Source organism: Nocardia sp. NPDC051929, from assembly GCF_044548645.1.
Classification (GTDB): Bacteria; Actinomycetota; Actinomycetes; order Mycobacteriales; family Mycobacteriaceae; genus Nocardia; species Nocardia sichangensis.
Map to the genome: position 1 here is coordinate 334,625 of NZ_JBIUCG010000002.1, position 24,136 is coordinate 358,760.

The 24,136-nt window shown below is 69.9% G+C and carries 21 protein-coding genes; 12 read left to right on the forward strand and 9 right to left on the reverse strand.

Features of this window, described 5'->3' with window-relative positions; translation table 11 throughout:
* The first annotated feature begins 10 nt into the window (after positions 1-10).
* Together ACIHAX_RS03720 and ACIHAX_RS03725 are read left to right on the forward strand one after the other, a co-directional pair.
* Positions 11-1,552, forward strand: coding sequence for a cobyrinate a,c-diamide synthase (locus tag ACIHAX_RS03720; RefSeq protein ID WP_397275636.1), 1,542 nt, complete (start codon positions 11-13; stop codon positions 1,550-1,552).
* A complete protein-coding gene (locus ACIHAX_RS03725; RefSeq protein WP_355070053.1) occupies positions 1,539-1,907 on the forward strand; it encodes a cobalamin biosynthesis protein in 369 nt (122 codons plus the stop codon). The genes ACIHAX_RS03720 and ACIHAX_RS03725 overlap by 14 nt, the downstream gene beginning before the upstream one ends.
* 29 nt (positions 1,908-1,936) lie before the next feature.
* On the opposite strand, the gene ACIHAX_RS03730 is transcribed toward ACIHAX_RS03725, so the two are convergent.
* The gene (locus tag ACIHAX_RS03730) at positions 1,937-3,034 is read right to left on the reverse strand and encodes a hypothetical protein (protein ID WP_397275638.1); all 1,098 of its coding nucleotides are present in this window, start codon (positions 3,032-3,034) and stop codon (positions 1,937-1,939) included.
* Between the two features lie 2 nt (positions 3,035-3,036).
* Entirely contained in the window at positions 3,037-4,167 is a 1,131-nt protein-coding gene (locus ACIHAX_RS03735) for a phosphotransferase family protein (protein ID WP_397275640.1), read from the reverse strand.
* Between the two features lie 239 nt (positions 4,168-4,406).
* Here ACIHAX_RS03735 and ACIHAX_RS03740 point away from each other — a divergent pair, with 239 nt between their 5' ends.
* Positions 4,407-5,765, forward strand: coding sequence for a DoxX family protein (locus tag ACIHAX_RS03740; RefSeq protein WP_397275642.1), 1,359 nt, complete (start codon positions 4,407-4,409; stop codon positions 5,763-5,765).
* 66 nt (positions 5,766-5,831) lie between these two features.
* Positions 5,832-7,190 (forward strand): DoxX family protein, encoded by a 1,359-nt coding sequence (locus ACIHAX_RS03745; RefSeq protein ID WP_397275644.1) that lies wholly within the window; start codon positions 5,832-5,834, stop codon positions 7,188-7,190.
* A 17-nt stretch (positions 7,191-7,207) separates the two neighbouring features.
* Here the strand turns inward: ACIHAX_RS03745 and ACIHAX_RS03750 are convergent, their stop codons facing one another.
* The gene (locus tag ACIHAX_RS03750; RefSeq protein WP_355070998.1) at positions 7,208-7,651 is read right to left on the reverse strand and encodes a nucleoside deaminase; all 444 of its coding nucleotides are present in this window, start codon (positions 7,649-7,651) and stop codon (positions 7,208-7,210) included.
* A 198-nt stretch (positions 7,652-7,849) separates the two neighbouring features.
* Here ACIHAX_RS03750 and cobA point away from each other — a divergent pair, with 198 nt between their 5' ends.
* Both cobA and ACIHAX_RS03760 read left to right on the forward strand, forming a co-directional pair.
* Complete coding sequence (cobA, locus tag ACIHAX_RS03755; RefSeq protein ID WP_355070063.1) at positions 7,850-9,124, forward strand: uroporphyrinogen-III C-methyltransferase; 1,275 nt, start codon at positions 7,850-7,852, stop codon at positions 9,122-9,124.
* Between the two features lie 335 nt (positions 9,125-9,459).
* Positions 9,460-10,920: an MFS transporter gene (locus tag ACIHAX_RS03760; RefSeq protein ID WP_355070065.1), complete on the forward strand. Its 1,461-nt coding sequence runs from the start codon at positions 9,460-9,462 to the stop codon at positions 10,918-10,920.
* Positions 10,921-10,922: 2 nt separating this feature from the next.
* Here the strand turns inward: ACIHAX_RS03760 and ACIHAX_RS03765 are convergent, their stop codons facing one another.
* From ACIHAX_RS03765 to ACIHAX_RS03775, 3 genes are all read right to left on the reverse strand, one after another.
* Positions 10,923-11,336, reverse strand: a complete 414-nt coding sequence (locus ACIHAX_RS03765) for a PPOX class F420-dependent oxidoreductase (protein ID WP_355070067.1) — start codon at positions 11,334-11,336, stop codon at positions 10,923-10,925.
* A 61-nt stretch (positions 11,337-11,397) separates the two neighbouring features.
* A complete protein-coding gene (locus ACIHAX_RS03770; protein WP_397275646.1) occupies positions 11,398-12,747 on the reverse strand; it encodes an aspartate aminotransferase family protein in 1,350 nt (449 codons plus the stop codon).
* Positions 12,748-12,756: 9 nt separating this feature from the next.
* The gene (locus ACIHAX_RS03775) at positions 12,757-14,247 is read right to left on the reverse strand and encodes a CoA-acylating methylmalonate-semialdehyde dehydrogenase (RefSeq protein WP_397275648.1); all 1,491 of its coding nucleotides are present in this window, start codon (positions 14,245-14,247) and stop codon (positions 12,757-12,759) included.
* A gap of 158 nt (positions 14,248-14,405) precedes the next feature.
* Between ACIHAX_RS03775 and ACIHAX_RS03780 the strand changes: the two genes are divergently transcribed.
* Positions 14,406-16,001 carry a PucR family transcriptional regulator gene (locus ACIHAX_RS03780; RefSeq protein WP_397275650.1) on the forward strand — a complete coding sequence of 532 codons (1,596 nt, stop codon included), beginning with the start codon at positions 14,406-14,408 and terminating at the stop codon, positions 15,999-16,001.
* 107 nt (positions 16,002-16,108) lie between these two features.
* Here ACIHAX_RS03780 and yaaA read toward each other — a convergent pair whose 3' ends face one another.
* Positions 16,109-16,852: a peroxide stress protein YaaA gene (gene yaaA, locus ACIHAX_RS03785; RefSeq protein WP_356961402.1), complete on the reverse strand. Its 744-nt coding sequence runs from the start codon at positions 16,850-16,852 to the stop codon at positions 16,109-16,111.
* Positions 16,853-16,910: 58 nt separating this feature from the next.
* Here yaaA and ACIHAX_RS03790 point away from each other — a divergent pair, with 58 nt between their 5' ends.
* Entirely contained in the window at positions 16,911-18,668 is a 1,758-nt protein-coding gene (locus ACIHAX_RS03790; protein ID WP_355070077.1) for a proline--tRNA ligase, read from the forward strand.
* Positions 18,669-18,855: 187 nt separating this feature from the next.
* The gene (locus ACIHAX_RS03795) at positions 18,856-20,607 is read left to right on the forward strand and encodes an acyl-CoA dehydrogenase family protein (protein WP_355070079.1); all 1,752 of its coding nucleotides are present in this window, start codon (positions 18,856-18,858) and stop codon (positions 20,605-20,607) included.
* A 102-nt stretch (positions 20,608-20,709) separates the two neighbouring features.
* Here ACIHAX_RS03795 and ACIHAX_RS03800 read toward each other — a convergent pair whose 3' ends face one another.
* Both ACIHAX_RS03800 and ACIHAX_RS03805 read right to left on the reverse strand, forming a co-directional pair.
* A complete protein-coding gene (locus ACIHAX_RS03800; protein WP_355070081.1) occupies positions 20,710-21,144 on the reverse strand; it encodes a ferritin-like domain-containing protein in 435 nt (144 codons plus the stop codon).
* A complete protein-coding gene (locus ACIHAX_RS03805) occupies positions 21,141-21,737 on the reverse strand; it encodes a hypothetical protein (protein ID WP_364426987.1) in 597 nt (198 codons plus the stop codon). The genes ACIHAX_RS03800 and ACIHAX_RS03805 overlap by 4 nt, the downstream gene beginning before the upstream one ends.
* Positions 21,738-21,897: 160 nt before the next feature.
* Between ACIHAX_RS03805 and rimP the strand changes: the two genes are divergently transcribed.
* From rimP to ACIHAX_RS03820, 3 genes are all read left to right on the forward strand, one after another.
* Complete coding sequence (gene rimP, locus ACIHAX_RS03810) at positions 21,898-22,563, forward strand: ribosome maturation factor RimP (RefSeq protein ID WP_355070085.1); 666 nt, start codon at positions 21,898-21,900, stop codon at positions 22,561-22,563.
* On the forward strand, positions 22,560-23,588 hold the full coding sequence (gene nusA / locus ACIHAX_RS03815) for a transcription termination factor NusA (RefSeq protein ID WP_355070087.1): 1,029 nt from the start codon (positions 22,560-22,562) through the stop codon (positions 23,586-23,588). The genes rimP and nusA overlap by 4 nt, the downstream gene beginning before the upstream one ends.
* Positions 23,589-23,710: 122 nt before the next feature.
* Positions 23,711-24,043: a YlxR family protein gene (locus ACIHAX_RS03820; protein WP_355070089.1), complete on the forward strand. Its 333-nt coding sequence runs from the start codon at positions 23,711-23,713 to the stop codon at positions 24,041-24,043.
* The last annotated feature ends 93 nt before the right edge of the window (positions 24,044-24,136 follow it).

The window sequence follows — 24,136 nt, forward strand, 5'->3', positions numbered from 1 at the left end:
GGAGGCGGGGATGAGAGCCGTTGTGGTGGCGGCGCCGGCGTCGGGGAGCGGGAAGACGACGGTGGCGACCGGGTTGGTGGGGGCGTTGCGGCGGGTGGGGCATCGGGTGGCGCCGTTCAAGGTGGGGCCGGATTACATCGATCCGGGATATCACGGGTTGGCGGCGGGGCGGCCGGGGAGGAATCTGGATCCGGTGCTGGTGGGGGAGGAACGGGTTGTGCCGTTGTACCGGCACGGCGCGCGGGGGTGCGATCTCGCCGTGGTCGAGGGCGTGATGGGGCTGTTCGACGGGCGGATCGATGAACACTATTCCGGCGCGGTGGCGGAGGGTTCGACGGCGCAGGTCGCGGCTCTGCTCGGGGCGCCGGTGGTGCTGGTGGTCGACGCGCGCGGGCACAGCCAGAGCCTGGCGGCGCTGCTGCACGGATTCGCGACCTTCGACAGCGGCGTCCGGCTCGGCGGTGTGATCCTGAATCGGGTCGGCAGCGAACGGCACGACCAAGTGCTGCGCGCCGCCTGCGATCGCGTCGGGCTGCCGGTGCTCGGGTCGTTGCCGCGCCTGGCCGAACTCGAGGTGCCTTCCCGGCATCTCGGCTTGATCCCGGCCGTGGAACACGGTTCTGCCGCGACAGCGGCGGTGGCGGCGATGACGGACCTTGTCGCCGCGCATGTGGACCTGCACGCCGTCGCCGCACTCGCTCGCTCGTCGGTGGCGGGACCCGCGTGGGATCCCGCCGCGGCCGTGCGTGGGCTCGAAGGGGTAGAGGACACCGCGGCGTCGCTCGGTGAAGCCGGTGACATGGCGGCGACGACATTTGTCGGCGGTGATCGGGACTCGCGCGTCTCCACGGAGCCTGGTGGTATCTCGCGAGCCGACGAAAGCACGGACGGCGCGATCGTCATCGGCGGACCCGCCGATCGGGAGGGTCCGCTGATCGCCGTGGCGGGTGGCCCGGCGTTCACGTTCGGCTATGCCGAGCACCGCGAGTTGCTGACGGCCGCGGGGGCACAAGTGGTCGTCTTCGATCCGCTGCACGACGAATTGCCCGCCGGGACAGCAGGGTTGGTGCTGCCAGGTGGCTTCCCCGAGGAGCACGCCGCAGAGCTGGCCGCCAATTCCGGCCTGTTGCGGGCGGTGGCCGAAGCCGCCCGCCACGGGATGCCGGTCCATGCCGAATGCGCCGGGCTGCTGTATCTGACCCGTTCGCTGGACGGGCACCCGATGGCCGGAGTGGTGGAGGCCGACGCCGCGTTCGGGCCGCGCCTGACGCTCGGTTACCGAGACGCCGTCGCGCTCGCCGACTCGCCGTTGTGGCGGGCCGGGGAACGGGTCCGTGGGCACGAATTCCACCGCACGCGCGTGGTGTCCGCGCCGCCACGGAATCCGGCGTGGGGATGGCGCGGAAGCGCGGGAGAGCGCGTCCAGGAAGGGGCGCTCAGCGGCAACGTGCATGCCTCGTACCTGCATACACATCCGGCGGGGAATCCCCAGGCGGTGCGTCGATTCGTAACGGAGACAGTGCGTTTCGCGAGTTCCCGTGCCGTCCGCTGAGATCGTCGTCGGCATCGGCCTGCGACCGCGTACTTCGGCCCGCACGATTCGCGCTGCCCTGCACGAGAGCGTGGGCGACCATCGGATCGTGTGCCTCGCCACCATCACGCGGCGCTCCGCCGAACCCGGACTGCGCGCGGTCGCCGCTGACCTCAGGGTGCCGCTACGGTCCTACTCCGCCGACGAACTGGCGGCGGTCACCGTCCCGAACCCGGGAGACCGGACGCGTGCCGCCATCGGCACGGCCAGCGTCGCGGAGGCCGCGGCGCTGCTCGCCGCCGAAGGCGGGCCGCTGGTGCTGTCCAAGCGCGTCGTGCACGGCGTGGTGCTCGCTGCAGCGCTGTATGAGCGATAGAGCCGTTCGACCCTGCTCCGGCCCCTGTTTCAGGGAGCGACCGAGCCCCAGTCGGCGAAGCCGGTGGGGTCGTGGCGGCCGATGCTGGCGTGCTCGAACAGGCCCCAGCCTTCGGCGTCGCCGCAGCGGGCGCGGGCCACGTGGTCGGTGACGCCGTAGGGGATGCGGGCGGCGATCCCGGGGTCGGTGAGGTCGTAGCGGCTGGAGGAGGACCAGTCGCGGCCTTTCCACTGGCCGTGCTGCCAGTCGGGATCGCCGCCGTAGCCGCACCCGACGTGCAAGGGAACGCCCGTGCCCGGCGTGATCTCGATCTCCAGGGGTTTGCCGTCCGGCGTGGTCAGCTCCAGTCGCGCCCCGACGGGAAACCTTGTGCCAGAACGATAGTCGATGGCGATGCGGGGCCAGCCGAGCTGTTCGGTGCGTCCGTCCGGCCAGATCCGGGTCGCGTCGTTGAGGGTGCGCCTGCCGTCCGGCTCCTCCTGCACGATGACCACGACGGCGAAGTCGTCGAACCGCAGCGGCACGTAGAGCCACCAGAATCCGCCCGAGGGCTCGGCGGCCGCGCGTCCGGCCGGCTCGGTCTCGCCGACCGGGCGGATGCCCCACGAACGATCCCTGGTCCCGGTCCACACCGCCGGGTCGACCATGATGTCGTCGCCGTCCACGTGCAGCGTTCCCGCCCACGAGCCGACCTGCGCGAATCGGGACGCGTCGATGATCGGCCGGTTGCCCGCGAGGATCAGGTGCGGTTGTTCCTGCACGGCGGGGAAGGCCCCGGTCCAGGTCAGGTCGAAGCCGAGATCGTCGTGCTCGCAGACCACCCGGATGCGCCGCAGCGGTTCGATCACTTCGACGCGGTAGCCGCCGACGCGCTGGTCGAGGCTCCGGTCGCCGAGCGCGTCGGAGAAGCGCACCGCGCGCACCGTGTCGCCGCGCCGGACGGCGGCGTAGGCGTCGGTCACCCCGAGGTTGGGGTACACGCCGAGACCGGTGATCAGGAACGTGCCGCCGTCGCGGTCGTGCGCGTTGAAGTAGCTGCGGTCGTAGAAGTTCCGATCGCTACTGGCCATCCGGGCCAGCGACAGCGGGGTCTGGTGGATCGGGTACTCGTCCAAGGGCACAGGCATGATCAGTCCCATTCGTAGGTTCCGTCGAGCAGCGCTTCCAGGCTTGCCCGGTGCATGACGTAGTCGTCGCGGTCCGGCGTGTCGGTGTCCTCGCCGAAGTGGATCATCCTGCGTTTCACACGCGCCATCACGATCGCGTGCCGCAGCGCGGCGTACACGAGGTAGAAATCGAGATCGCGCACCGTGTGACCGGTCAGCTCCTCGTATTTCGACACCACGTCGTCGCGGCGGAGGAAATCGGGGAGCCCCGGCTGCCCGAAGCGGGTGGCCAGGTCCTGGAAGAACCGGTGGATGAAGATCACCCAGCCCAGGTCGAGTTCCCGCGGCCCGAGGGCGGCCATCTCCCAGTCCAGCACCGCCACCGGGTCGAATTCGCGGTAGATGATGTTGCCCGGGCGGGCGTCGCCCCAAGTGAGCACATCCGGACCTGGGTCGGCGGGCCAGTGCTCCTCCAGCCAGGTGAAACTTCGCTCGATGAGTGGGATCTCGTAGCCGTCGTCCGCGAGCGCCCACCGGTACCAGGAGCGCTGCGCGGCGACGTGCCTGCGCAGCGAGTCACCCGGCCCGCTCAGCATCGGGAAGTGCGCAGCCGGGTCGGGGATGCCGTGGATCTTCGCGATCACCTCGACGGTGTTGCGGGTGAGCCGAAGGCGGTCGGCGGGATCGGCATCGAACAGCCAGCCGATGAACACGTACGGCGGGTTGTCCGTAGGCACCCGTCCGTCCACCCGGCGCATGACGAAGAACGGTGCGCCGAGCGGCTTTTCGTCGTTCTCCAGCCAGCACAGGCCCGGCACCGGCACGTCGGTGGCCGCGGCGACACCGGCCATCACCTGGTACTGGGTGGCCAGGTCGTAGGTCTCGAAGACCGGGAACGATCCGGCCTCGGGCGCCATCCGCGCCACGAACGACCCGCGCTCCGCCCGACCCCCGACGGTCCATTCGGCGTCGAACAAAATCGAGGTGCTGGACATGCCGCCGGACTGTGGACGCGACAGATCCGAGATGCGCGGCAACTCGTCCGCGGCGACCTTCGCGTTCAGCCAGCGCGCCAGGTTCCCGGCGAGCGTGTCCAGGTCGCGTTCGCTGACGGTCAGCTGCTGTCGCTGTGCCGGGTCCGGATCGTCGGTCATCATTGTCCTCCTGACACGTGCGGCCCGGGTGCACCGCTGGCGGTGCGCCGGGATACGCGACTGTAACGCGTTCTAGTTATTGACGGGCCGGAACCGGGAACGAATCCCGGCGCCGCTCGGTGCGGCGGGCACGTAGGCCGAAAGAAGTACCCGGAAATCCAGGGTTTTCCCGGAGGTCATCCCATGACCTGGTCGGATACTTTCGGCTGGCCAATCTGTCGGCCTGCGAGGGGAGCGGTGTGCGTACCGTCGAAATGGAAGTCCTGACGAGCGGCGAGGCGCGAACCGGTGGCGAGCGGCGGCCGTGGAGCCTGCCGGCCCGGATCGCGTTCCGCTTCGTCTTCGCCTACTTCGGTCTGTTCTGCCTGCTGTTCGCCCAGATCCTCTTCGTCTTCACCGGGATACTGAGCAAGTGGCTGCCCGAGAGCGCGATCCTGTGGCAGATGCGCACGACGAGCCCGCTGGTCGGGTGGGTCGGCGAGCATGTCTTCGGGGTCGAAGCCGTCTTGCACGAGAATTCGGGCAGCGGCGACCAGGCCGCGATCTGGCTGCTGATCTTCTGCGAACTCGTCGCCGCGGCGCTGATCACGATCGTCTGGTCGATCCTCGATCGCCGCCGTCGGGACTACACGGCACTGCGCAACTGGTTCCTGGTGTTCATCCGGCTGTGCCTGGGCGGCCAAATACTCTTCTACGGTCTGGCCAAGGCGATTCCGTCGCAGATGCCCGCGCCTTCGCTGACCGCGCTGCTGCAACCGTACGGGACGATGAGCCCGGCGTCGGTGCTCTGGAACCAGGTCGGCGCCGCGCCCATGTACGAAATCCTGCTCGGTACGGCCGAGGTGCTCGGTGGCCTGCTGCTGTTCCTCCCGCGCACCGCGACGGCGGGCGCGTTGCTCAGTCTGGTGAGCATGGCGCAGGTCTTCGTGCTGAACATGACCTACGACGTGCCGGTGAAGATCCTCTCGTTCCACTTGCTGCTGCTCTCGCTGGTGGTGCTGGCGCCGCAGGCCGGGCGGTTGGCGAACCTGCTCGTGCTGGAACGCCCGTCCGAACCGGCCGCGCAGCCGCCGCTGTTCGGTTCCCGCCGCGCGAACCGGATCGCGGCGGCGGCGCAAGTGGCTCTGGGCCTGTGGGTGCTGATCGGCGGTGTGTACATCGGCTGGCACACCTGGCGCGAGTCGGGTGACGGCGCGCCGAAGCCCGCGCTCTACGGCATCTGGACCGTCGGCGAGTTCACCAGGGACGGGCATCCGGCGCCGCCGCTGCTCACCGACGACGGCCGCTGGCGGCGGCTCGTCTTCGACCGCCATGGCACGACCGTGCAGAAGATGGACGACTCGTTCGTGCCCGTCGTGGCGGTGGTCGACGAGGCCGCGCACACCATTGTTCTGTCGGAGGCTCCCCAGTCGGCAGGCGCTCCGCCCGCCCGCCTCGGCGCCTTCACCTTCACCCGACCCGGTACCGACACGCTGTCGTTGACGGGTGAGCTGAACGGAACGCCGGTGACCCTGTCGCTGGACCGGATGGACCTGAATTCCTTCCCGCTGCGCGGCCGGGGATTCCACTTCGTTCAGGAATACCCGTACTTCCGCTGAAATCCCCTACGGCCACGGCTCTTTTCGATACCTTCGGTCTGCATCGACTCGGACTGGAGGGCCGTCGTGACCGAAGCGATCCTGGATCGGACAGACGCCGCCGCTAGCGCGGAGGACGCCGGAGTCCGGCCGTGGAGCGGGGCGACCCGGGTGACGTTCCGTTTCGGCTTCCTGTACTTCGGACTGTTCTGCCTGGCGTATCCGTCGATCGTCCCGGAGTTCCTCGGACTGACGCGCGAAAGGCTGCCGGACTGGGTGAACTACGGCGCGGCCCGCGCGCTGCGTCCGGTGGTGGAGGGGGTCGGGACGCGCGTGTTCGGCGCGTCCGTCGCGGCGAACACCGCTTCGATCAGCGGTGACCAGGCGTACTTCTGGGTGCTGGTGTTCGTCGTCCTGGTGGCCGCGGTGTTCGGAACCCTGCTCTGGAGCGTGCTGGATCGGCAGCGGCCGCATTACCGCGCCGTGCAACCGTGGTTCCTGCTGTTCGTGCGTTTGTGCCTGGCGGGGCAGCTGGTCTCCTACGGCATGGCGAAGGCCGTCCCGACCCAGATGCCGCCCACACCGCTGAGCCGATTGCTCGAGCCCTACGGGAACTTCAGTCCGATGGCGGTGCTCTGGAACCACATCGGGGTGTCGCCGCAGTACGAGATCCTGCTGGGCTCGGCAGAACTGCTCGCCGGTGTGCTGCTGTTCGTACCGCGCACCGCGCTGGTGGGCGCCATGCTCGCCTTGGTATGCACGACACAGGTGTTCGTGCTGGACATGACCTACGACGTGCCCGCGAAAATCCTGTCGTTCCACCTGATGTCGCTGTGCCTGGTGCTGCTCGTTCCGGAGGCCGGGCGTCTGGCGAACGCGCTCGTACTGGACCGGCCCACCGGACCGTCGACGACACCGCCGTTGCTGCACTCGCCCCGTGCCCGTCGGATCGCGGCCGCGGCGCAGATCGCGCTCGGGGTGTGGCTGGTGTTCTCGAACGCCTACACCGGCTGGGAAAGGTGGAACGAAGAGGGAGCCGGGCGGCCGGAACCTCCGCTGTACGGCATCTGGGCGGTCACCGACTTCAGCGTGGACGGCAACCCGCTTCCACCGTTGAGCACCGATCAATTACGTTGGCAGAAAATCGTTTTCGACCGGGACGGGGCGACCGTGCAACGAATGGACGGTCAGTTGGTCCCGGTGCTCGCCATGGTCGATCCCGGCGCGCGCACGCTTGTCATGGCCGCGCCGCCGACGGCCGTCAGCGGGGGACCGCAACCGCTGGGCAGTTTCGGCTTCGACCGGCCCGCGCCCGAACGGCTGACCTTGACGGGCACGCTCGCCGGGCAGCCGGTATCGGTGGCGCTGACCTCGGTCGCGCTCGAGGACTTCCCCTTGCGCAGCCGTGGTTTTCATTGGGTGCAGGAATATCCGTATTTCCGCTGAGCCGCCCGCGGCTCGGGTCAAGCCTCGAGATCGTCGGCGAATCCGATGTCCTCGTGCCACAGCGCGGGATGCTCGGCGATGAAGCGGGTCATCAGGTCGATGCAGCGCCGGTCTTCCAGGACGGTGACGGCGACGCCGTGCCCGGCGAGCCATTCGTGCCCGCCGGAGAAGGTCTGCGACTCCCCGACCACCACCGAACCGATGCCGAACTGACGGACCAGGCCGCTGCAATACCAGCACGGCGAAAGCGTGGTGACCATGATGGTGTCGCGGTAATCGCGGCGACGTCCCGCCGCGCGGAAGGCGTCGGTCTCGGCGTGCATGCTGGGGTCGCCGGACTGCACCCGGCGGTTGCGGCCACGCCCGAGCAGGGTGCCGCCCGCGTCGAAGAGGGCGGCGCCGATCGGGATCCCGCCCTCGGCGAGCCCGCGCAGCGCCTCGTCGTAGGCCACGTCGAGCAGTCGTGCCGGTGTCGGCTGCTTCATCGGTCCGCCTTTCCGAGCTGGACGACTACACCGCAACCTACCGCCGCGGACCGCCGAATCGCTTGTTACCGCTGGTCACAGTAGGTTTGCCCGGCCGCGCGGTCGTTGCGTCGTCCGTGCGGGCGTGCCGGTCGATTGCCGGTGCCCGACGGTCACGCCGTAGGCTCGAAACTTGTGCCGAACACGTCAGACGCAACGCAAGAGCAGCCCACCGGCGACCCGAACTACCTGGTCGGGCTCGATCTGCACGGACGGCGTGTCGTCGTGGTCGGCGGTGGGTCGGTGGCGCAGCGCAGGCTGGGCCTGCTGATCGCCTCCGGCGCGGACGTCCACGTCGTGAGTCGTGCCGTCACGCCCGCGGTCGAGGGAATGGCGAGCTCCGGGCAGATCACCGTCACGCTGCGCGATTACGCCGACGGCGACCTCGACGGCGCCTGGTACGCGATCGCGTGCACCGACGAACCCGAGACCAACGCGGCGGTGGTGGCCGAGGCGACCCGGCGGCGGGTCTTCTGCGTGCGGGCCGACACGGCACGGCTGGGCACGGCGGTCACCCCGGCCACCGCGCGCTACGACGGGCTCACCCTCGGTGTGCTCGCAAGCGGGCAGCACCGGCGCTCGGCGGCCGTGCGCAACGCGTTGCTGGAAGCCCTGCAATCCGGTGTCGTGAGCGACGACTCGACGCCGATCGCGCCCGGTGTCGCCCTGGTGGGCGGTGGGCCCGGTGATCCCGACCTGATCACCGTGCGCGGACGGCGGCTGCTGGCCAGGGCGGATCTGGTGGTGGCCGACCGGCTCGCGCCGCCGGAACTGCTCGCCGAGCTCGGGCCCGAGGTCGAGGTGGTCGACGCCGCCAAGATCCCGTACGGACGGGCGATGGCGCAGGAAGCGATCAACAACGCGCTGATCGAAGGCGCGAAGGCGGGCAAGTTCGTGGTGCGGCTCAAGGGCGGCGACCCGTACGTGTTCGGGCGCGGGTACGAGGAGCTGGAGGCCTGTGTGGCCGCCGGGGTCCCGGTCACGGTGGTGCCCGGCGTCACCAGTCCCATCTCGGTGCCCGCCGCGGCGGGTATCCCGGTCACCCATCGCGGCGTCACCCACGAGTTCGTGGTGGTGAGCGGGCACGTCGCGCCGGATCACCCGGATTCGCTGGTGGACTGGCCCGCACTGGCCCGGCTGCGCGGCACCCTGGTGCTGATGATGGCGGTGGAGCGGATCGAACAATTCGCCGCCGCGCTGCTGGAGGGCGGTCGTCCGGCGGGTACCCCCGCCACCGTCATCCAGGAGGGCACGCTGCGCACGCAGCGCGTGCTGCGCGCCGATCTCGGCACGGTGGCCGCCCGGGTTCGCGCCGAGGGCATCCGCCCACCCGCGATCGTGGTGATCGGCCCGACCGCCGGTTTCTCCGCCGACGCGCTCGTTCCGCACGCCGACTCCGCGGCGGGCTAGCGTCCGCGGCGGTGCGGCGATCCGATTCCGCGAGACCATGGCCGCATCGACCGCCGCCCGTCCCGGTCGCGGTGGCACCCGTGCCGGTGGCCGCCCGCCGAGTGCGCGCGTCGTCGCTCGCGGGCCGGCGCCCGATCCGCCCCGCGACGTGCCGCACAGCAGGTCGCTCAGTCGACCGAGGGCTGGCACTGGAGTGGACGAGCCGGAGACCTTTCGGGCCGCCCGGATCACAGGGCGCGCTCCCCGTCGTGTACCCGGCCGGGCCGGTGGGCGGACAAATACGGCAGCGGCATCAATTACAGTGACTCACTGTGCTTCGGAACCCCGCTGCGACGATGCAGTATCCAGTGACGCAGCGGGCCTTCGGGCTCGCGATCCTAGTCCTGAGCGGATTGCAGCTCATGGTCGTGCTCGACGGCACGGTCGTGATCTTCGCGCTGCCGCGGCTGCAAGAGGAAATGGGGTTGTCCAGCGCGGGCAGCGCGTGGACGGTGACCTCCTACGGGCTCACCTTCGCGGGTCTGATGCTGCTCGGCGGCAGGCTCGGTGACGCGTTCGGCCGCAAGCGCATGCTCGTGGTCGGTGTCGCGGTGTTCACGCTGGCCTCGCTGTTGTGCGGATTGGCGCAGAACCAGGCGATGCTGCTCGCCGCGCGGGCCTTCCAGGGCGCGGGCGCGGCCGTCGCGGCGCCGACCGCGTTCGCGCTCGTGGCGACGACCTTCGCGCCGGGCAAGGCACGCAACCAGGCGATCGCGATCGTCGGGTCGATGGTCGGCATCGGCTCCGTCGGCGGCCTCGTGGTCGGCGGCGCGCTGACCCAGTTGTCGTGGCGGTGGATCTTCCTGATCAACGTCCCGATCGGCGCGCTGATCATCCTCGGCGCGGCCTACAAGCTCGCCGACACCGAACATCACCGTTCGGCCCTCGACATCCCCGGCGCGGTGCTCGGCACCTTCGCCTGCGCGTCGATCGTGTTCGGCGCGACCGAGGGGCCGGAGATGGGGTGGGGGCACCCGGCGATCATCGGTTCGCTGATCGCGGGTGTCGTGCTGCTGATCGTCTTCGTGGCGCTGGAACGGCGGGTGGACGACCCGCTGCTGCCGTGGTCGCTGTTCGACAGCCGTGACCGCGTCGCCACCTTCCTGCTGATCTTCCTGGCCGGTGGCGTGCTGGGCGCGATGACCTTCTTCGTCGCCCAGTTCATGCAGAACGTCATCGGGTACGGGCCGCTCAAGGCGGGCGTCGCGGCGATTCCGTTCACCGTCGGCATCGGCATCGGCGGCGCGGTGGCCTCCAAGGCGGCGCTGTACATCGCGCCGCGCTGGCTGCTCGCGGGCGCGGCCGTGGTGCTCGGTGTCGGACTGCTGTTCGGCTCCACCCTCGACGGCGAGGTCATGTACTTCGCCACGCTGCTGCCGCTGCTGGTGGTGATCGGCTTCGGCGTCGGCATCGCCATGGTGCTCGCACCGCTGTGCGTGCTGGTCGGCGTGCCGCCCGCCAATATCGGCCCGCTGGCCGCGGTCGGGCAGATGTTCATGAACCTTGCCACTCCCGTGGCCATCGGCCTGCTCACCCCGATCGCCGCCTCCCGCACCCTCTCGCTCGGCGGCCGCACCGAGAAGGTGGCCGGGATGACGTCCGCGGAGATCGCCGCGCTCGGCAACGGCTACACCCTGGTGCTGTTCGTCTGCGCCTTCGCCGCGTTCGCGGCCGGGCTGGTCGCCCTGACCCTGCGCTTCACCCCGCAGCAACTGGCCATGGCCCAGCACGCCCAAGAAGAAGCCCAGCAGGCCTGAACTCAGAACCTCCCCGCTACTCGACGGGGTGTCACGCGCACGATGACGCGCGGGCCGTCGTTGACGGAGGCGGGGTTGAAGTCCACGTACTTCTGTCCGGTGTACTTCGCCGACAGCTCGTTGGGCAGCGTCTTCTCCGGATCGGGCGTGAGGGTCGCGCTGCCCCGGATCTCCGCGTAGACGTACGGGTTGTCCGGCGGATTGATCAGCACGGTGATGCGCGGGTCGCGCGCGAGGTTCTTGCCCTGCTGGCGATCTGTCGTGGTGGAGAAGAGCAGGTCGTTGCCGTCGCGCTTCAGCCAGATCACGGTCAGGTGCGGCTGCCCGTTGGGGCCGATCGTGGCCGCGGTGGCGAAGACCTTCTCTTCGTCCAGGTACTTCTTCAGTTCGTCGGAGAACTCAGCGGTAGTGGTCACGCTCTGAGCGAACAGCGCCAGACGGCCCCGCATTCCCGTCGGCCGCGAAAGACGCTGTCACTCAGACGGTGTGCCGGTCCGCCGCCGCCAACGCGTGGTCCAGAATCGCCAGCCCCTCCTTCGCCTCGGTCTCGGTGAGCACGCACGGCGGCACGACGTGCAGCCGGTTGAAGTTCACCAGCGGCAGCAACCCGGCCGCCCGGCATGCCGCGACCAGTTCGGTCATCGCCGGGCTCGAGCCGCCGTACGGTGCCAGCGGCTCGCGGGTTTCCCGGTCGCGGACCAGCTCGACCGCCCAGAACACGCCCAGGCCGCGCACTTCGCCGACGCTGGGATGGCGTTGCGCGAGTTCCCGCAGGCCCGGTCCGAGCACGCGGGCGCCGATGTCGGCGGCGTTCTCCACGATCCACTCCTCGCGCATCGCGGTGATGGTGGCCACCGCCGCGGCCGTGGCCAGCGGATGCCCCGAGTAGGTGAGCCCGCCGGGGTAGGCCCGGTCGGCGAAGGTCGCGGCGATGGCCGGACCGATCGCGACCCCGCCCAGCGGCACGTATCCGGAGTTCACGCCCTTGGCGAAGGTGAGCAGGTCCGGCACGACGCCGTCGAAATGCTCGAGGGCGAACCATTTGCCGGTCCGGCCGAAGCCGCACATCACCTCATCGGCGATGAACACGATCCCGTACGCGTCGCACAGGGCCCGCACGCCGGCCAGGTATCCCGGCGGTGGGACCATGATGCCCGCGGTGCCGGGGACCGTTTCGAGCACGATCGCCGCGATCGTCTCCGGACCCTCGAACGCGATGGTCTGCTCGAGATGTGCGAGCGCGCGCTCGGCTTCCTCGGCCTCGGTGGTCGCGTGGAACTGGCTGCGGTACAAGAACGGTCCGAAGAAATGGACCACGCCGCTGTTGCCGTGGTCGTTGGGCCAGCGCCGCGGGTCGCCGGTCAGGTTGATCGCGGTCTCGGTGCCGCCGTGGTAGGAGCGATAACGCGAGAGCACCTTGTAGCGGCCGGTGTGCAGCCGCGCCATCCGCACCGCGTGCTCGACGGCGTCGGCGCCGCCGTTGGTGAAGAAGATCCGGTCGAGGTCGCCGGGAGTGCGCTCGGCGATGAGGCGCGCCGCCTCCGAACGGGCCTCGTTGACGTGCTGCGGCGCGACGGTGCACAGCTTCGCCGCCTGCTGCTGCACGGCCGCGACGACCTTCGGGTGCTGGTGGCCGATGTTGGTGTTGACCATCTGCGAGGAGAAGTCGAGCAGTCGGTTGCCCTCGCCGTCCCACACGTAGCAACCCGCCGCCGCGGTGATCGTCATGAGGTCCCGATGCGCCTGCGCCGACCAGGAGTGGAAGACGTGCCTGCGATCGAGGTCGTCGGCCCGGTCGACCGACGCCCGGGCCTTGCTTTCTGTCATCGCGTCCGCCTACCTGTTCCGGGGGAAGCCGAGGTTCAGTCCACCGTGGCTGGGATCGAGCCAGCGGGTGGTGACCGCTTTGGTGCGGGTGAAGAACCGCACGCCGTCGGCGCCGTGCGCGTGCGCGTCGCCGAACAGCGAGTTCTTCCAGCCGCCGAAGCTGTAGTAGGACATCGGAACCGGGATCGGCACGTTGATGCCGACCATCCCGACTTCGACCTCGTTGTGGAAGCGGCGCGCCGCGCCGCCGTCGTTGGTGAACAGGGCGGTGCCGTTGCCGTAGGGGTTGGCGTTGATCAGCGCCAGCGCGTCGTCGTAGCTGTCGGCGCGCACCACCGACAGCACGGGTCCGAAGATCTCGTCGGTGTAGACGCTCATGTCGGTGGTGACCCGGTCCAGAATCGTCGGACCGAGCCAGAAGCCGTCGGCCGCGCCGTCCGCTTCGACGCCCCGGCCGTCGAGAACCACGGTGGCTCCGGCGGATTCACCCGCCGCGATGTACTCGGCGACCCGGTCGCGGTGCGCCCGGGTGACCAGCGGGCCCATGTCGGCGCCCCGGGTGCCGTCGCCGGTCTTGATGGTCCCGGCCCGCTCGGCGATCTTGCCGACCAGCGCGTCGCCCGCCCCGCCCACGGCGACCACCACGCTGATCGCCATGCACCGCTCGCCCGCCGAGCCGAACCCGGCGTTCACCGCGGCGTCGGCGGCCAGTTCCAGGTCCGCGTCCGGCAGTACCACCATGTGGTTCTTCGCGCCGCCGAGCGCCTGCACCCGCTTGCCCTCAGCGGTGCCGTGCTGGTAGACGTACCGGGCGATCGGCGTCGAGCCGACGAACGAGACGGCCTTGACGCCCGGGTTGTCCAGCAGTTCGTCGACCGCCACCTTGTCGCCTTGCAGCACGGTGAACACCCCCGCGGGCAGTTCGGCTTCGGCCCACAGCCGCGCCAGCCACAGCGACGGGGACGGGTCCTTCTCGCTCGGTTTGAGCACCACCGTGTTGCCCGCTGCGATGGCGATCGGGAAGAACCACATCGGCACCATCGCGGGAAAGTTGAACGGCGAAATGATCGCGACCGGTCCGAGCGGCTGGCGGATGGAGAAGATGTCGACCTTGGTCGAGGCGTTCTCGGTGTAGCCGCCCTGGAGTAGATGCGGTATGCCGCAGGCGAATTCGACGACTTCCAGGCCGCGGCTCACCTCGCCGACGGCATCGGCGACGACCTTGCCGTGTTCGGCGGTGATCAGCCGGGCCAGCTCCTCCTTGCGTTCGTTCAGCAGCTCACGGAACCGGAACAGGATCTGGGTGCGCCGGGCCAGCGAGGTGTCCCGCCAAGCCGGGAAGGCCTTCGCGGCGGAATCGATGGCCGCGCGGGTATCGGCGACGGTCGCCAGCGCGACCTGTCCCGTCACTTCGCCGGTCGCCGGGTTGGTCACCGGGGCCGTCGTCTCGCTGGTGCCCGCGAAAGCCTTGCCGTCGAGCCAGTGCGCGATGGTTTGCATGTCTCCTCGATTCGATCGGTGAGCATCGGCGGTGCCGTGGTTCCCGCCTGGACCGGACGGGGGCGAGAACGCGGCCTGACTACCACTGTCCGGCATACACCCTTCTCGGTGTGCCGACGATCAGTAAGGAATTCGGGAGCGAGTATTACGATTCGTCAATGCTTCTCTCTGTCGCCGATGTGCTGGCGATGCCGGTGCTGCGTGCCGGTGAACCGGAGGTCGTCGGCGGGGTATCGCTGGCGCGGCCGGTGCGCTGGGTGCACGTGAGCGAGGTGGCCGACGTGGCGCACCTGCTGGTCGGCGGCGAGCTGATCTTGACCACCGGGCAGCCCATGAGCCACGGCGATGCGGCGACGACGCGGTATCTGACCGCGCTGGCCGGTGCGGGCGTGTCGGGACTGGTGGTCGAACTGGGCGACCACGTGCCCGAGGTGTCGCCCGCTGTCGGGGCGACGGCCGACGCGCTGGGGCTTCCTTTGATCGCGCTGCACCGGGTGACCCGATTCGTGGAGATCACCGAGGCGGTGCACCGGGTGATCGTCGCCGAGCAATACGCGGAAGTGGAGTTCGCGCGCACCGTGCACGAGACGTTCACGGAGCTGAGTGTGCGTCGCGCCGCGCTGGCCGAGATCGTGCAGACCGCGGCGGCGATGCTCGACGCCTCGGTGGTGCTGGAGGACCTGGCGCACCGGGTGCTCGCCCTGTCCGCGCGCCACGCGTCCGCCTCGGCGGTGCTGGAGAACTGGGAGGCCACCTCCCGCCTGCTGCCGGACGACTGGAACGCGGTGGCCGTCGGCCCGCACCCGCAGCGCTGGGGACGGTTGATCCTGCGCGCCGACGGCGTGCCGACCGCACGGGCGCGCATGGTGCTCGAACGCGCCGCCCAGACGCTGACGTTGCACCGCATGATCGAGCGGGATCGCTTCGGCCTGCACCGCCAGGCGCAGACCGGACTGATCGACGACCTGGTCAACGGCAGACTGGACGAGCGCGACGCCCTCGCGCGCGCCGCCGCGCTCGGGTTGGCTCGCCGTGCCGTCTACGTGCCGCTGGCCGTCGAGGTCGCCGCGGCGGCCGAGTCCGATCCGCTGGCGGGTCAGCGCCGCACGGCGGGCATCGTGGACGCGGTGACGCACGGGCTGGGGCTGGCCAAGGTGACCGCGCTGGTCGCCACCGAGCCGGGCGACCGGGTGTCGTTGATCGTCGCGCTGCCCCGGGCCGGTGATCCGGACGAGGCATTGGCCGCCGCGTGCGCCGCGATGCTCGGCGAGGTCCGGCGCGTCGACGGCGTGCGCGGAGTGGTGATCGGCGCGGGCGCGGTATCCGACACACTGCTGGACACCGCCCACGGCCTCCCGCACGCCGCGCACGTCGCGGAAGTCGCGCTCTCGCTGCGAACTTCGGCGTCTCGGCCGTTCTATCGCAGCGGCGACGTGCGGCTGCGCGGACTGCTGTCGCTGATCCGGGCGGAGCCGGGCGTGCAGCGCTTCGCCGAGACCGAGCTGAGCGCGCTGCTGCGCTACGACATCCGCCACGACGCGGATCTGACCCGCACGCTGCGGCAGTTCCTCGATCTCGCGGGCAACAAGACCGAACTCGCCCGCAGGCTCGGAATCAGCCGCCCCACCCTCTACGAACGGCTCGCCCGCATCGCGCGCATCCTCGAAGTCGATCTCGACGACGGCGAGTCCCGCACCTCCCTGCACACCGCGCTGTTGATCCGTGATCTCACGGCGGGTCCGGGTCAGGGGTGATCCCGGTCGCCACGCCGTTGTCGCGCGACCGCGGTTCGCGTGAGACTGGGCCCGAGCCAACCTCGCGGCCGAACTCGCCGCGCTCACCACGGAACAGCCGGACGCGCTCAGGTGATTATCAGAAGTTCGGTGGCAGAGGCGATCTCGGCTCGCAACCCCGCTTTGGCCGCCACCCGTGCGACGCCCCGCACGTCGGCTGGTTCGGCCCTGGTGAGCACGAGGGCACGCGCCAGCAGACCCTTGTGGTGTTTGTTGAAATGACTCACCACCGTGCGCGACCCATCCGGATGCTCGGTGAGGACGTTGGCGGTGATCGCGCCGGGCACCCGCCCCAACTGCTGATAGGTGCCCGAGCGCAGGTCGACGACGAGTTCGCCCGCCGCCTCGGCGTGCAGCGCCGCCGCGAGCTCGTCGCGCCAGACGGCCGAAAGAGTAGGCAGCCCGGGTAGTTTCGAGCCGCCGGACAGACGGTACGCGGGAATCGGGTCACCGGCGCGGACCGCGCCGAACAACGCGGAGCCGATACCGAGCCGGGCATCCGCCTTGGCCCGCTGCGCCTTGGTGAACGAGCGCGCGTCGAGCGCGTCGTAGAGCACGCCGGTGTAGCGCTCCAGCGCGGGCCGCGTCGGCGAGGTGCGCAGCGCGGCGTTGCGGGCGATCTCGCCGTCGGCCCCCTTGCCGAGGCCGAGCGCGTGCCGGGAGCGTTCCGGGTCGGCCGCCAGGCGCACCACTTCCTCGATCAGCCGGGCGCGCACCGCCGTGAGCTGCGGCATCGCCAGCGAGTCCAGGGTGAGCGGCGCCCCGGCGCCGCCGTCGGACTTGGTTTCGGAGGGAGGCAGCAGGACCAGCACGAACGAATACGGTAATGCGCTGGGACCTGCGTCCGGCCAGCGACTACCCTGTGCTTCCGTGATCACCCGCCTCTCCCGCCTGTTCCTGCGCACTCTCCGCGACGATCCCGCCGACGCGGAGGTGCCCAGCCACAAACTCTTGGTCCGTGCCGGCTACGTGCGCCGCGTCGCCCCGGGTGTCTACTCGTGGCTGCCGCTGGGCCTGCGTGTGCTGCGCAAGGTCGAGGACGTGGTGCGCGCGGAGATGGACGCGATCGGGGGGCAGGAGATATCGCTACCCGCGCTGCTGCCACGCGAACCGTACGAGACCACCAACCGGTGGACCGAATACGGCGACGGCCTGTTCCGGCTGCGCGACCGCAAGGGCGCGGACTACCTGCTCGGGCCCACCCACGAGGAGCTCTTCGCGCTCACCGTGAAGGGCGAGTACAGCTCCTATAAGGACCTGCCGGTCACGCTGTACCAGATCCAGACCAAGTATCGCGACGAGGAGCGCCCGCGGGCGGGCATCCTGCGCGGGCGCGAGTTCGTGATGAAGGACTCCTACTCCTTCGATCTGGACGAGGACGGCCTCAAGGCCAGCTATCACGCGCACCGCCAGGCCTACCAGCGCATCTTCGACCGGCTGCGGGTCAAGTACGTCATCGTGGCCGCCACCTCGGGCGCGATGGGCGGCAGCGCGTCGGAGGAGTTCCTGGCCGACAGCCCGGTCGGCGAGGACACCTACGTGCGCTGCCCGGAATCCGGCTACGCGGCCAACGTGGAGGCGGTGGTCACGCCCGCTCCCGAGCCGCTGCCCATCGAAGGACAGCCCGAGGCGGTCGTGCACGACACCCCGGACACTCCCACCATCGCGACGCTGGTGGACTGGGCCAACGGCGCGGGCATCGCCGAGCGCTACGGTCGCCCCGTCACCGCGGCCGACACCTTGAAGAACGTGATGGTCAAATTGCGCCACCCGGACGGGAAGACCGAGATCGTCGGCATCGGCGTCCCCGGTGACCGCGAGGTCGACGACAAGCGCCTCGGCGCCTCGGTCGAACCGGCTGAGGTCGAGTTGCTCACCGAAGCGGACTTCGCCGAGAATCCGTTCCTGGTCAAGGGCTACATCGGCCCGAAGGCGTTGCAGGCCAACGGCATTCGTTACCTGGTTGATCCCCGCGTCGGCACCGGCACCAGCTGGATCACCGGCGCCGACGAGCCGGGCAGGCACGTCGTCGGCCTGGTCGCGGGCCGCGACTTCGTCCCGGATGGCACCATCGAGGCCGCCGAGGTCCGTGACGGCGACCCCTCGCCCGACGGGCGCGGCACTCTGGTGGCGGCGCGCGGCATCGAGATCGGCCACATCTTCCAGCTCGGCAACAAGTACACCGACGCGTTCGAGGTGGACGTGCTCGGTGAGAACGGCAAGCCGGTGCGGCTGACCATGGGGTCCTACGGCATCGGCGTCTCCCGCATGGTCGCGGTGATCGCCGAGCAGCAGCACGACGACAAGGGGCTGCGCTGGCCCGCGGCGGTCGCGCCCTACGACGTGCACGTCGTCATCGCGAACAAGGACGACGCGGCCCGCGCGGGCGCCGAAGAGGTGGTGTCCGGCCTGCACGCGCAGGGCTTGGACGTGCTCTTCGACGATCGCACCGCCTCGCCGGGCGTGAAGTTCAAGGACGCCGAGCTGCTCGGCATGCCGCTGGTGCTGGTGATCGGCCGCGGCTGGGCCGAGGGCAAGGTCGAACTGCGCGACCGCTTCACCGGCGAGACCGAGGAACTGCCCGCCGCCTCCGCGGTGGACGCGGTGGTGGCCAGAGTTCGCGGCTGACTCGTTTCCCCGAACGGCCCCCGGCAGAAAATGCCGGGGGCCGTTCGCTATCGGCACGAAGGCCGCAGGAGAATGCGCACGCGGGAACGGGGACGGTGTCCACCTACGCGACCGTAACCTGAATTCGCTGGTCACAGATCCGCAGACCTCGTCCACGCTGCTGTTACCCGCTGGTAAGTTAACCCGCATGACAAACACCGACGTGCGGTTGTTCAACCCCGCCACCTATGATCCGCAGCAGTTCGACGCCGAGACGCGGCGCCTGCTGCGCGCCACGATCGAGTGGTTCGAGGGGCGGGGCAAGCAGCGTCTGCTCGCCGACGACGCGAATGCGGTGTGGACCGCGGACTTCCTCGACTTCGTGAAGAAGGAGAAGTTGTTCGCCACCTTCCTGACCCCCGCGGCGTACGCCGACGGTGACCCGGACCGCCGCTGGGACGCCGCGCGCAACGCGGCGCTGTCGGAGATCTTCGGCTTCTACGGTCTGGCGTACTGGTACGCCGAGCAGGTGACCATCCTCGGTCTCGGCCCGATCTGGCAGAGCGACAACGAGGCGGCCAAGAAGCGCGCGGCCGCCGACCTGGCCGCGGGTGAGGTGATGGCGTTCGGTCTGTCCGAGCAGACCCACGGCGCCGACATCTACAACACCGACCTGGTGCTGACCCCGACCGAGCCGGGAAGCGCGGACGCCGAAGCCGGAATCCTCTTCCGCGCCAACGGCGAGAAGTACTACATCGGCAACGGCAATGTGGCCAGCATGGTGTCGGTGTTCTCCCGCCGCGCCGACCTCGAAGGCGCCGACGCGTACGTCTGGTTCGCCGCCGACTCCCGGCACGAGAACTATCGCCTGCTCGGCAACGTCGTGCACCAGCAGATGTACGTGAGCACCTTCCGGCTGGAGAACTACCCGGTGCGCGCGGAGGACATCCTGCACACCGGCCCCGAGGCGTTCTCCGCGGCGCTGAACACCGTGAACGTGGGCAAGTTCAATCTGTGCCACGGCGGGATCGGCATGGTCGAGCACTCCTTCTACGAGGCGATCACCCATGCGAACAACCGCGTCCTCTACGGCAACCCGGTCACCGAATTCCCGCACGTGCGGGCGAATTTCGTCGACGCCTACGCGCGCATCATCGCGATGAAGCTGTTCAGCGACCGCGCGATCGACTACTTCCGCGGCGCGAGCCTGGAGGATCGCAGGTACCTGCTGTTCAACCCGATGACGAAGTCCAAGGTGACCTCCGAGGGCGAAACCGTCATGACGCTGCTGCTGGATGTGCTGGCCGCCAAGGGATTCGAGAAGAACACCTACTTCGCCGAGGTGCAACGGCTGATCAGCACGCTGCCCCGGCTCGAGGGCACGGTGCACGTGAACGTCGGGCAGATCCTGAAGTTCATGCCCAACTATCTGTTCGACCCGCAGGACTACCCGGAGATCGGCACCCGGCAGGACGCGGCCGACGACGCGTTCTTCTGGCGCCAGGGCCCGGCGCGGGGCGCGGGCAAGGTGCGCTTCGCCGACTGGGCGCCGATCTACGACAAGCACGCCGACATCCCGAATGTGAGCCGGTTCTACGAGCAGGCGCAGGCGCTGCGCACGCTGCTGACCACGGCGGCACCGGACGCCGCGCAGCAGAAGGACCTGGACTTCATGCTGACCATCGGCCACCTGTTCTCCCTGGTGGTCTACGGGCAGCTGATTCTGGAGCAGGCCGCGATCACCGGCTTGGACCGCGACCTGATCGACCAGATCTTCGACTTCCAGGTCCGCGACTTCAACGGCTACGCCACCGCGCTGTACGGCAAGCCGTCGGCCACGCCGGACCAGCAGGGCTGGGCGGCATCCGCGTTGCGGCCGCCGGTCGCCGATCGCCCGCGCTTCGACCGGGTGTGGGCCGAGGTCGCGTCCTACGACGGCGCGTACGAGATGCGGCCGTAGGTCGGTTGTCGAGCGAACGGCGGCCCGGGTCGCCCGCGGCCGCCGTTCGCGTCGTCTCCTTTGCGGCGCATCAGATCTCGGGCAGTCGATCAGGTCGACGGGTCAGGCTTTGCCAGGAAACGCGACCGTGGGCGGATTCGCGCCGAGAATCGACTGCCACGCGGCCAGCCGGACGGCGGCCTCGGTGAGCGCTTCGACACCGGTGCGCCGGATGGCCATGGAGTCACCGCGCTCGACCACCGACCGCCAGGCCACGGCGGTGTCGGACTCGACCGTCACGGCCAGCTTGGCGGCCGAGATCGGATCGGTCACGGCGAACGGCACCGTGTAGGCCGCGTCCGGCGGCGGCGCCGTCGCGCCGCCCAGAGCGAGGGCGTCCACCGTGGTGTCGCGGCGAGCCCGGTGCGCGGCGGTGTGCTCGGCGACCAGCCTGGTGCGCTCGGAGGAGGCGTAGGCGGCGATCACCCCGTAGGCGTACACCGCGCCGTATTCGGCGTTCAGCGCGCCGATGAGCGCTCGGCGTTCGTCCTCGGTCATGCCAGCAACACCCCCGTCTGCACCGCGCAGGCCGCGCTGATCGAAGCGAGCAGACCGGCCCGATAGCCGGTCAGGGCGCGGGCGAGTTCGGCCGCCGATCTCTGGGAGGCGGTGAGCTGCGTGCGCAGCGTCTCGACGCTCGGCGGCGCGGTGGGCGGCACGGCGCTGCCCGAAGCCACGGCCGACGGGCCGGACGCACCGGCGCGGGTGCGGTGCGCCGGTTTGGTGCCGTCGGCGTAGACGCCGATCGCGCGGTCGATCTCGGTGCGCAAGGCGTCGGCGTGGGCGGTGCGCTCGGCCGCGATCGCCGCCAACGCGGCGTGCCGGTCGGGCGCGACGGCGATGGCCGCGGTCGCCGCCGCGGCGTCGGAGCGGGCCGCGACCTCTTGTGCGGCAAGCGGATCCGGCTCGTGGACCACGTCGTCACCGGTGCAGCCGACCAGCGCGCCGAGGGCGAGCACCCCGGCCGTTCCGCCGCCGGCGAGACGTAGCGCGCTGCGACGATCCAGGGCGGCGCGGCGGGGCTCGTGCCGGTCGGAGGGCATGCCGGTAGTGCGCCCGGCACGCGGCGGGGCGGGAAGGCGGATGGGCACGGCACTATCGTGCCAGACTCGCGGGGCGTCGCCGGACGAGCATCGGCCGTGGCGTGCGGACTCCGAGACCGCTGGTCCTTTACACTCTCGTGGCGCGTTACGCTAGACCTTCGGTAGAGAAATTTCCCGCCGCGTCACAACTGAACCAGGAGCCGCCCACATGCCGATGCCGACCGAGGAAAGGGTGAGCCAGCTAGTAGCTGGTCTCGTCGAACGCCGAGGATTCGATCTCGAGGGCGTCGAGATCTCGACGGCGGGCACGCGCGTGGACGCGCAGGCTCGGGTACAGGTGACCGTGGACCGCGACACCTCCGATCTGGACTCCCTGGCGACTCTGAGTACGGAGCTGTCGGCGCTGCTGGACGACGCGGGGGAGTTCGGCGAGACGCCCTACCTGCTGGAAGTCACGACCCCCGGGATCGACCGCCCGTTGACCGCCGACCGGCACTGGCGTCGGGCGCGCGGGCGGAAGGTGCGCGTGCGACTACGCGAAGGCGCACAGCCGCCGGAGGGGTCGGCGACCTTCGAGGCCAGGGTCGGCGCGCTCACCGGTGATTCGGTGGCGCTGGTGCTCGGCGGCAAACGCGACCCGCACCGGGTGACGGTCCCGCTCGCCGACATCGCCACGGCCGTCGTCCAAGTCGAGTTCTCCCCGCCGAGTGCTCGAGAGCTGGAACTCACGGGCGGAGTCGTTCCGGGGCGGCCCGCTCCGGGTGCGGACGACGCGGTGGCGGTCGAGGACGCCGCGCAGCTCCGAGGAACACCGAATGCACTGTCCGAATCCGTAACAGCGTCCGATTCGCCGACCGAAGGGATCGTGGAATGAACATCGAAATCGAAGCCCTGCGCGCGATCGTCGCCGACAAGGGGATCTCGATCGAGACCGTGATCTCCGCGATCGAGTCGGCGCTGCTCACCGCGTACCGCCACACCGAGGGCCACCAGCCCAACGCGCGCATCGACATCAACCAGAGGACCGGCGTGGTCCGGGTGATGGCGCGCGAGGTGGACGCCGACGGCAACGTGATCTCCGAATGGGACGACACCCCGGAGGGGTTCGGCCGGATCGCGGCGACCACCGCCAGGCAGGTCGTACTGCAGCGGCTGCGCGACGCGGAGAACGAGAAGTCCTTCGGCGAGTTCTCCACCCACGAGGGCGACATCGTCGGCGGTGTGGTGCAGCGCGACGCGCGCGCCAACGCCCGCGGCACCATCGTGGTGCGCATCGGCAGCGAACTGCACGGCGCGGAGGGCTTGATCCCGCCCGCCGAGCAGGTGCCCGGCGAGACCTACGAGCACGGCGACCGGATCAAGTGCTACGTCGTCGGGGTCTCCCGTGGGCCGCGTGGACCGCAGATCACGCTGTCGCGCACCCACCCGAATCTGGTGCGGCGCCTGTTCGCGCTGGAGGTGCCGGAGATCGCCGACGGCTCGGTGGAGATCGTCGCCGTGGCGCGCGAGGCGGGGCACCGATCCAAGATCGCCGTGCGCACCACGGTGCCCGGCGTCAACGCCAAGGGCGCCTGTATCGGGCCCATGGGACAGCGCGTGCGCAACGTGATGAGCGAACTGGCCGGCGAGAAGATCGACATCATCGACTACGCCGACGATCCGGCGACCTTCGTCGGCAATGCGCTCTCGCCGTCGAAAGTGGTTTCGGTCACTATCGTCGACCCGGAGGCAAGGGCGGCCCGCGTAGTGGTCCCCGATTTCCAGCTTTCCCTGGCGATCGGCAAGGAGGGGCAGAACGCCCGCCTGGCCGCGCGGCTGACCGGCTGGCGCATCGATATCCGCAGCGACGCCGCGCCCGACATGGGCGGATCCGTTCGGACGGAGGCGCATCGCAGTTGACCGGAGCCCGCCCGCGGAGTGCTCGGGATGACAGGTTCGTAACTTCCGCGGGGGAGGGGTTCGGCGTTCCGAGCGTGGCAGCGGTAGAGTGGTCCAAGGTTCAGTCCGAGTCTTCGGTTTCCATGCCCGACCGCACCACCGAGCAGCACCAGGCGCCCCGGCGCCGAGCGGCTCCGGTACGGACGTGTATCGGGTGCCGGAAGCGCGAGCTGGCCGTCGATCTGTTGCGGATCGTGGCTCGGGACCGTGAGACCGGAGACGGCTCCCACGTCATCGAGATCGTTCCCGATCCGCGGCGCAGACTTCCCGGACGGGGTGCCTGGCTGCACCCCCTTTCGGCTTGTCTGCGCGCGGCAGAGCGGCGCCGAGCGATCGGCAGAGCACTACGAGTGTCCGGACATCTGGATATCTCAGCCCTGGAGCATTACCTCGAGAACAGGCACGAGCACTCATGAGCACACCGTGAAGTACCAACGATGAACGTCCATCGGAGATAACCCGAGGTCGTGCGGGCCGCCGTCCCCAACGGTGGCGCTGCTCGGCCTCTC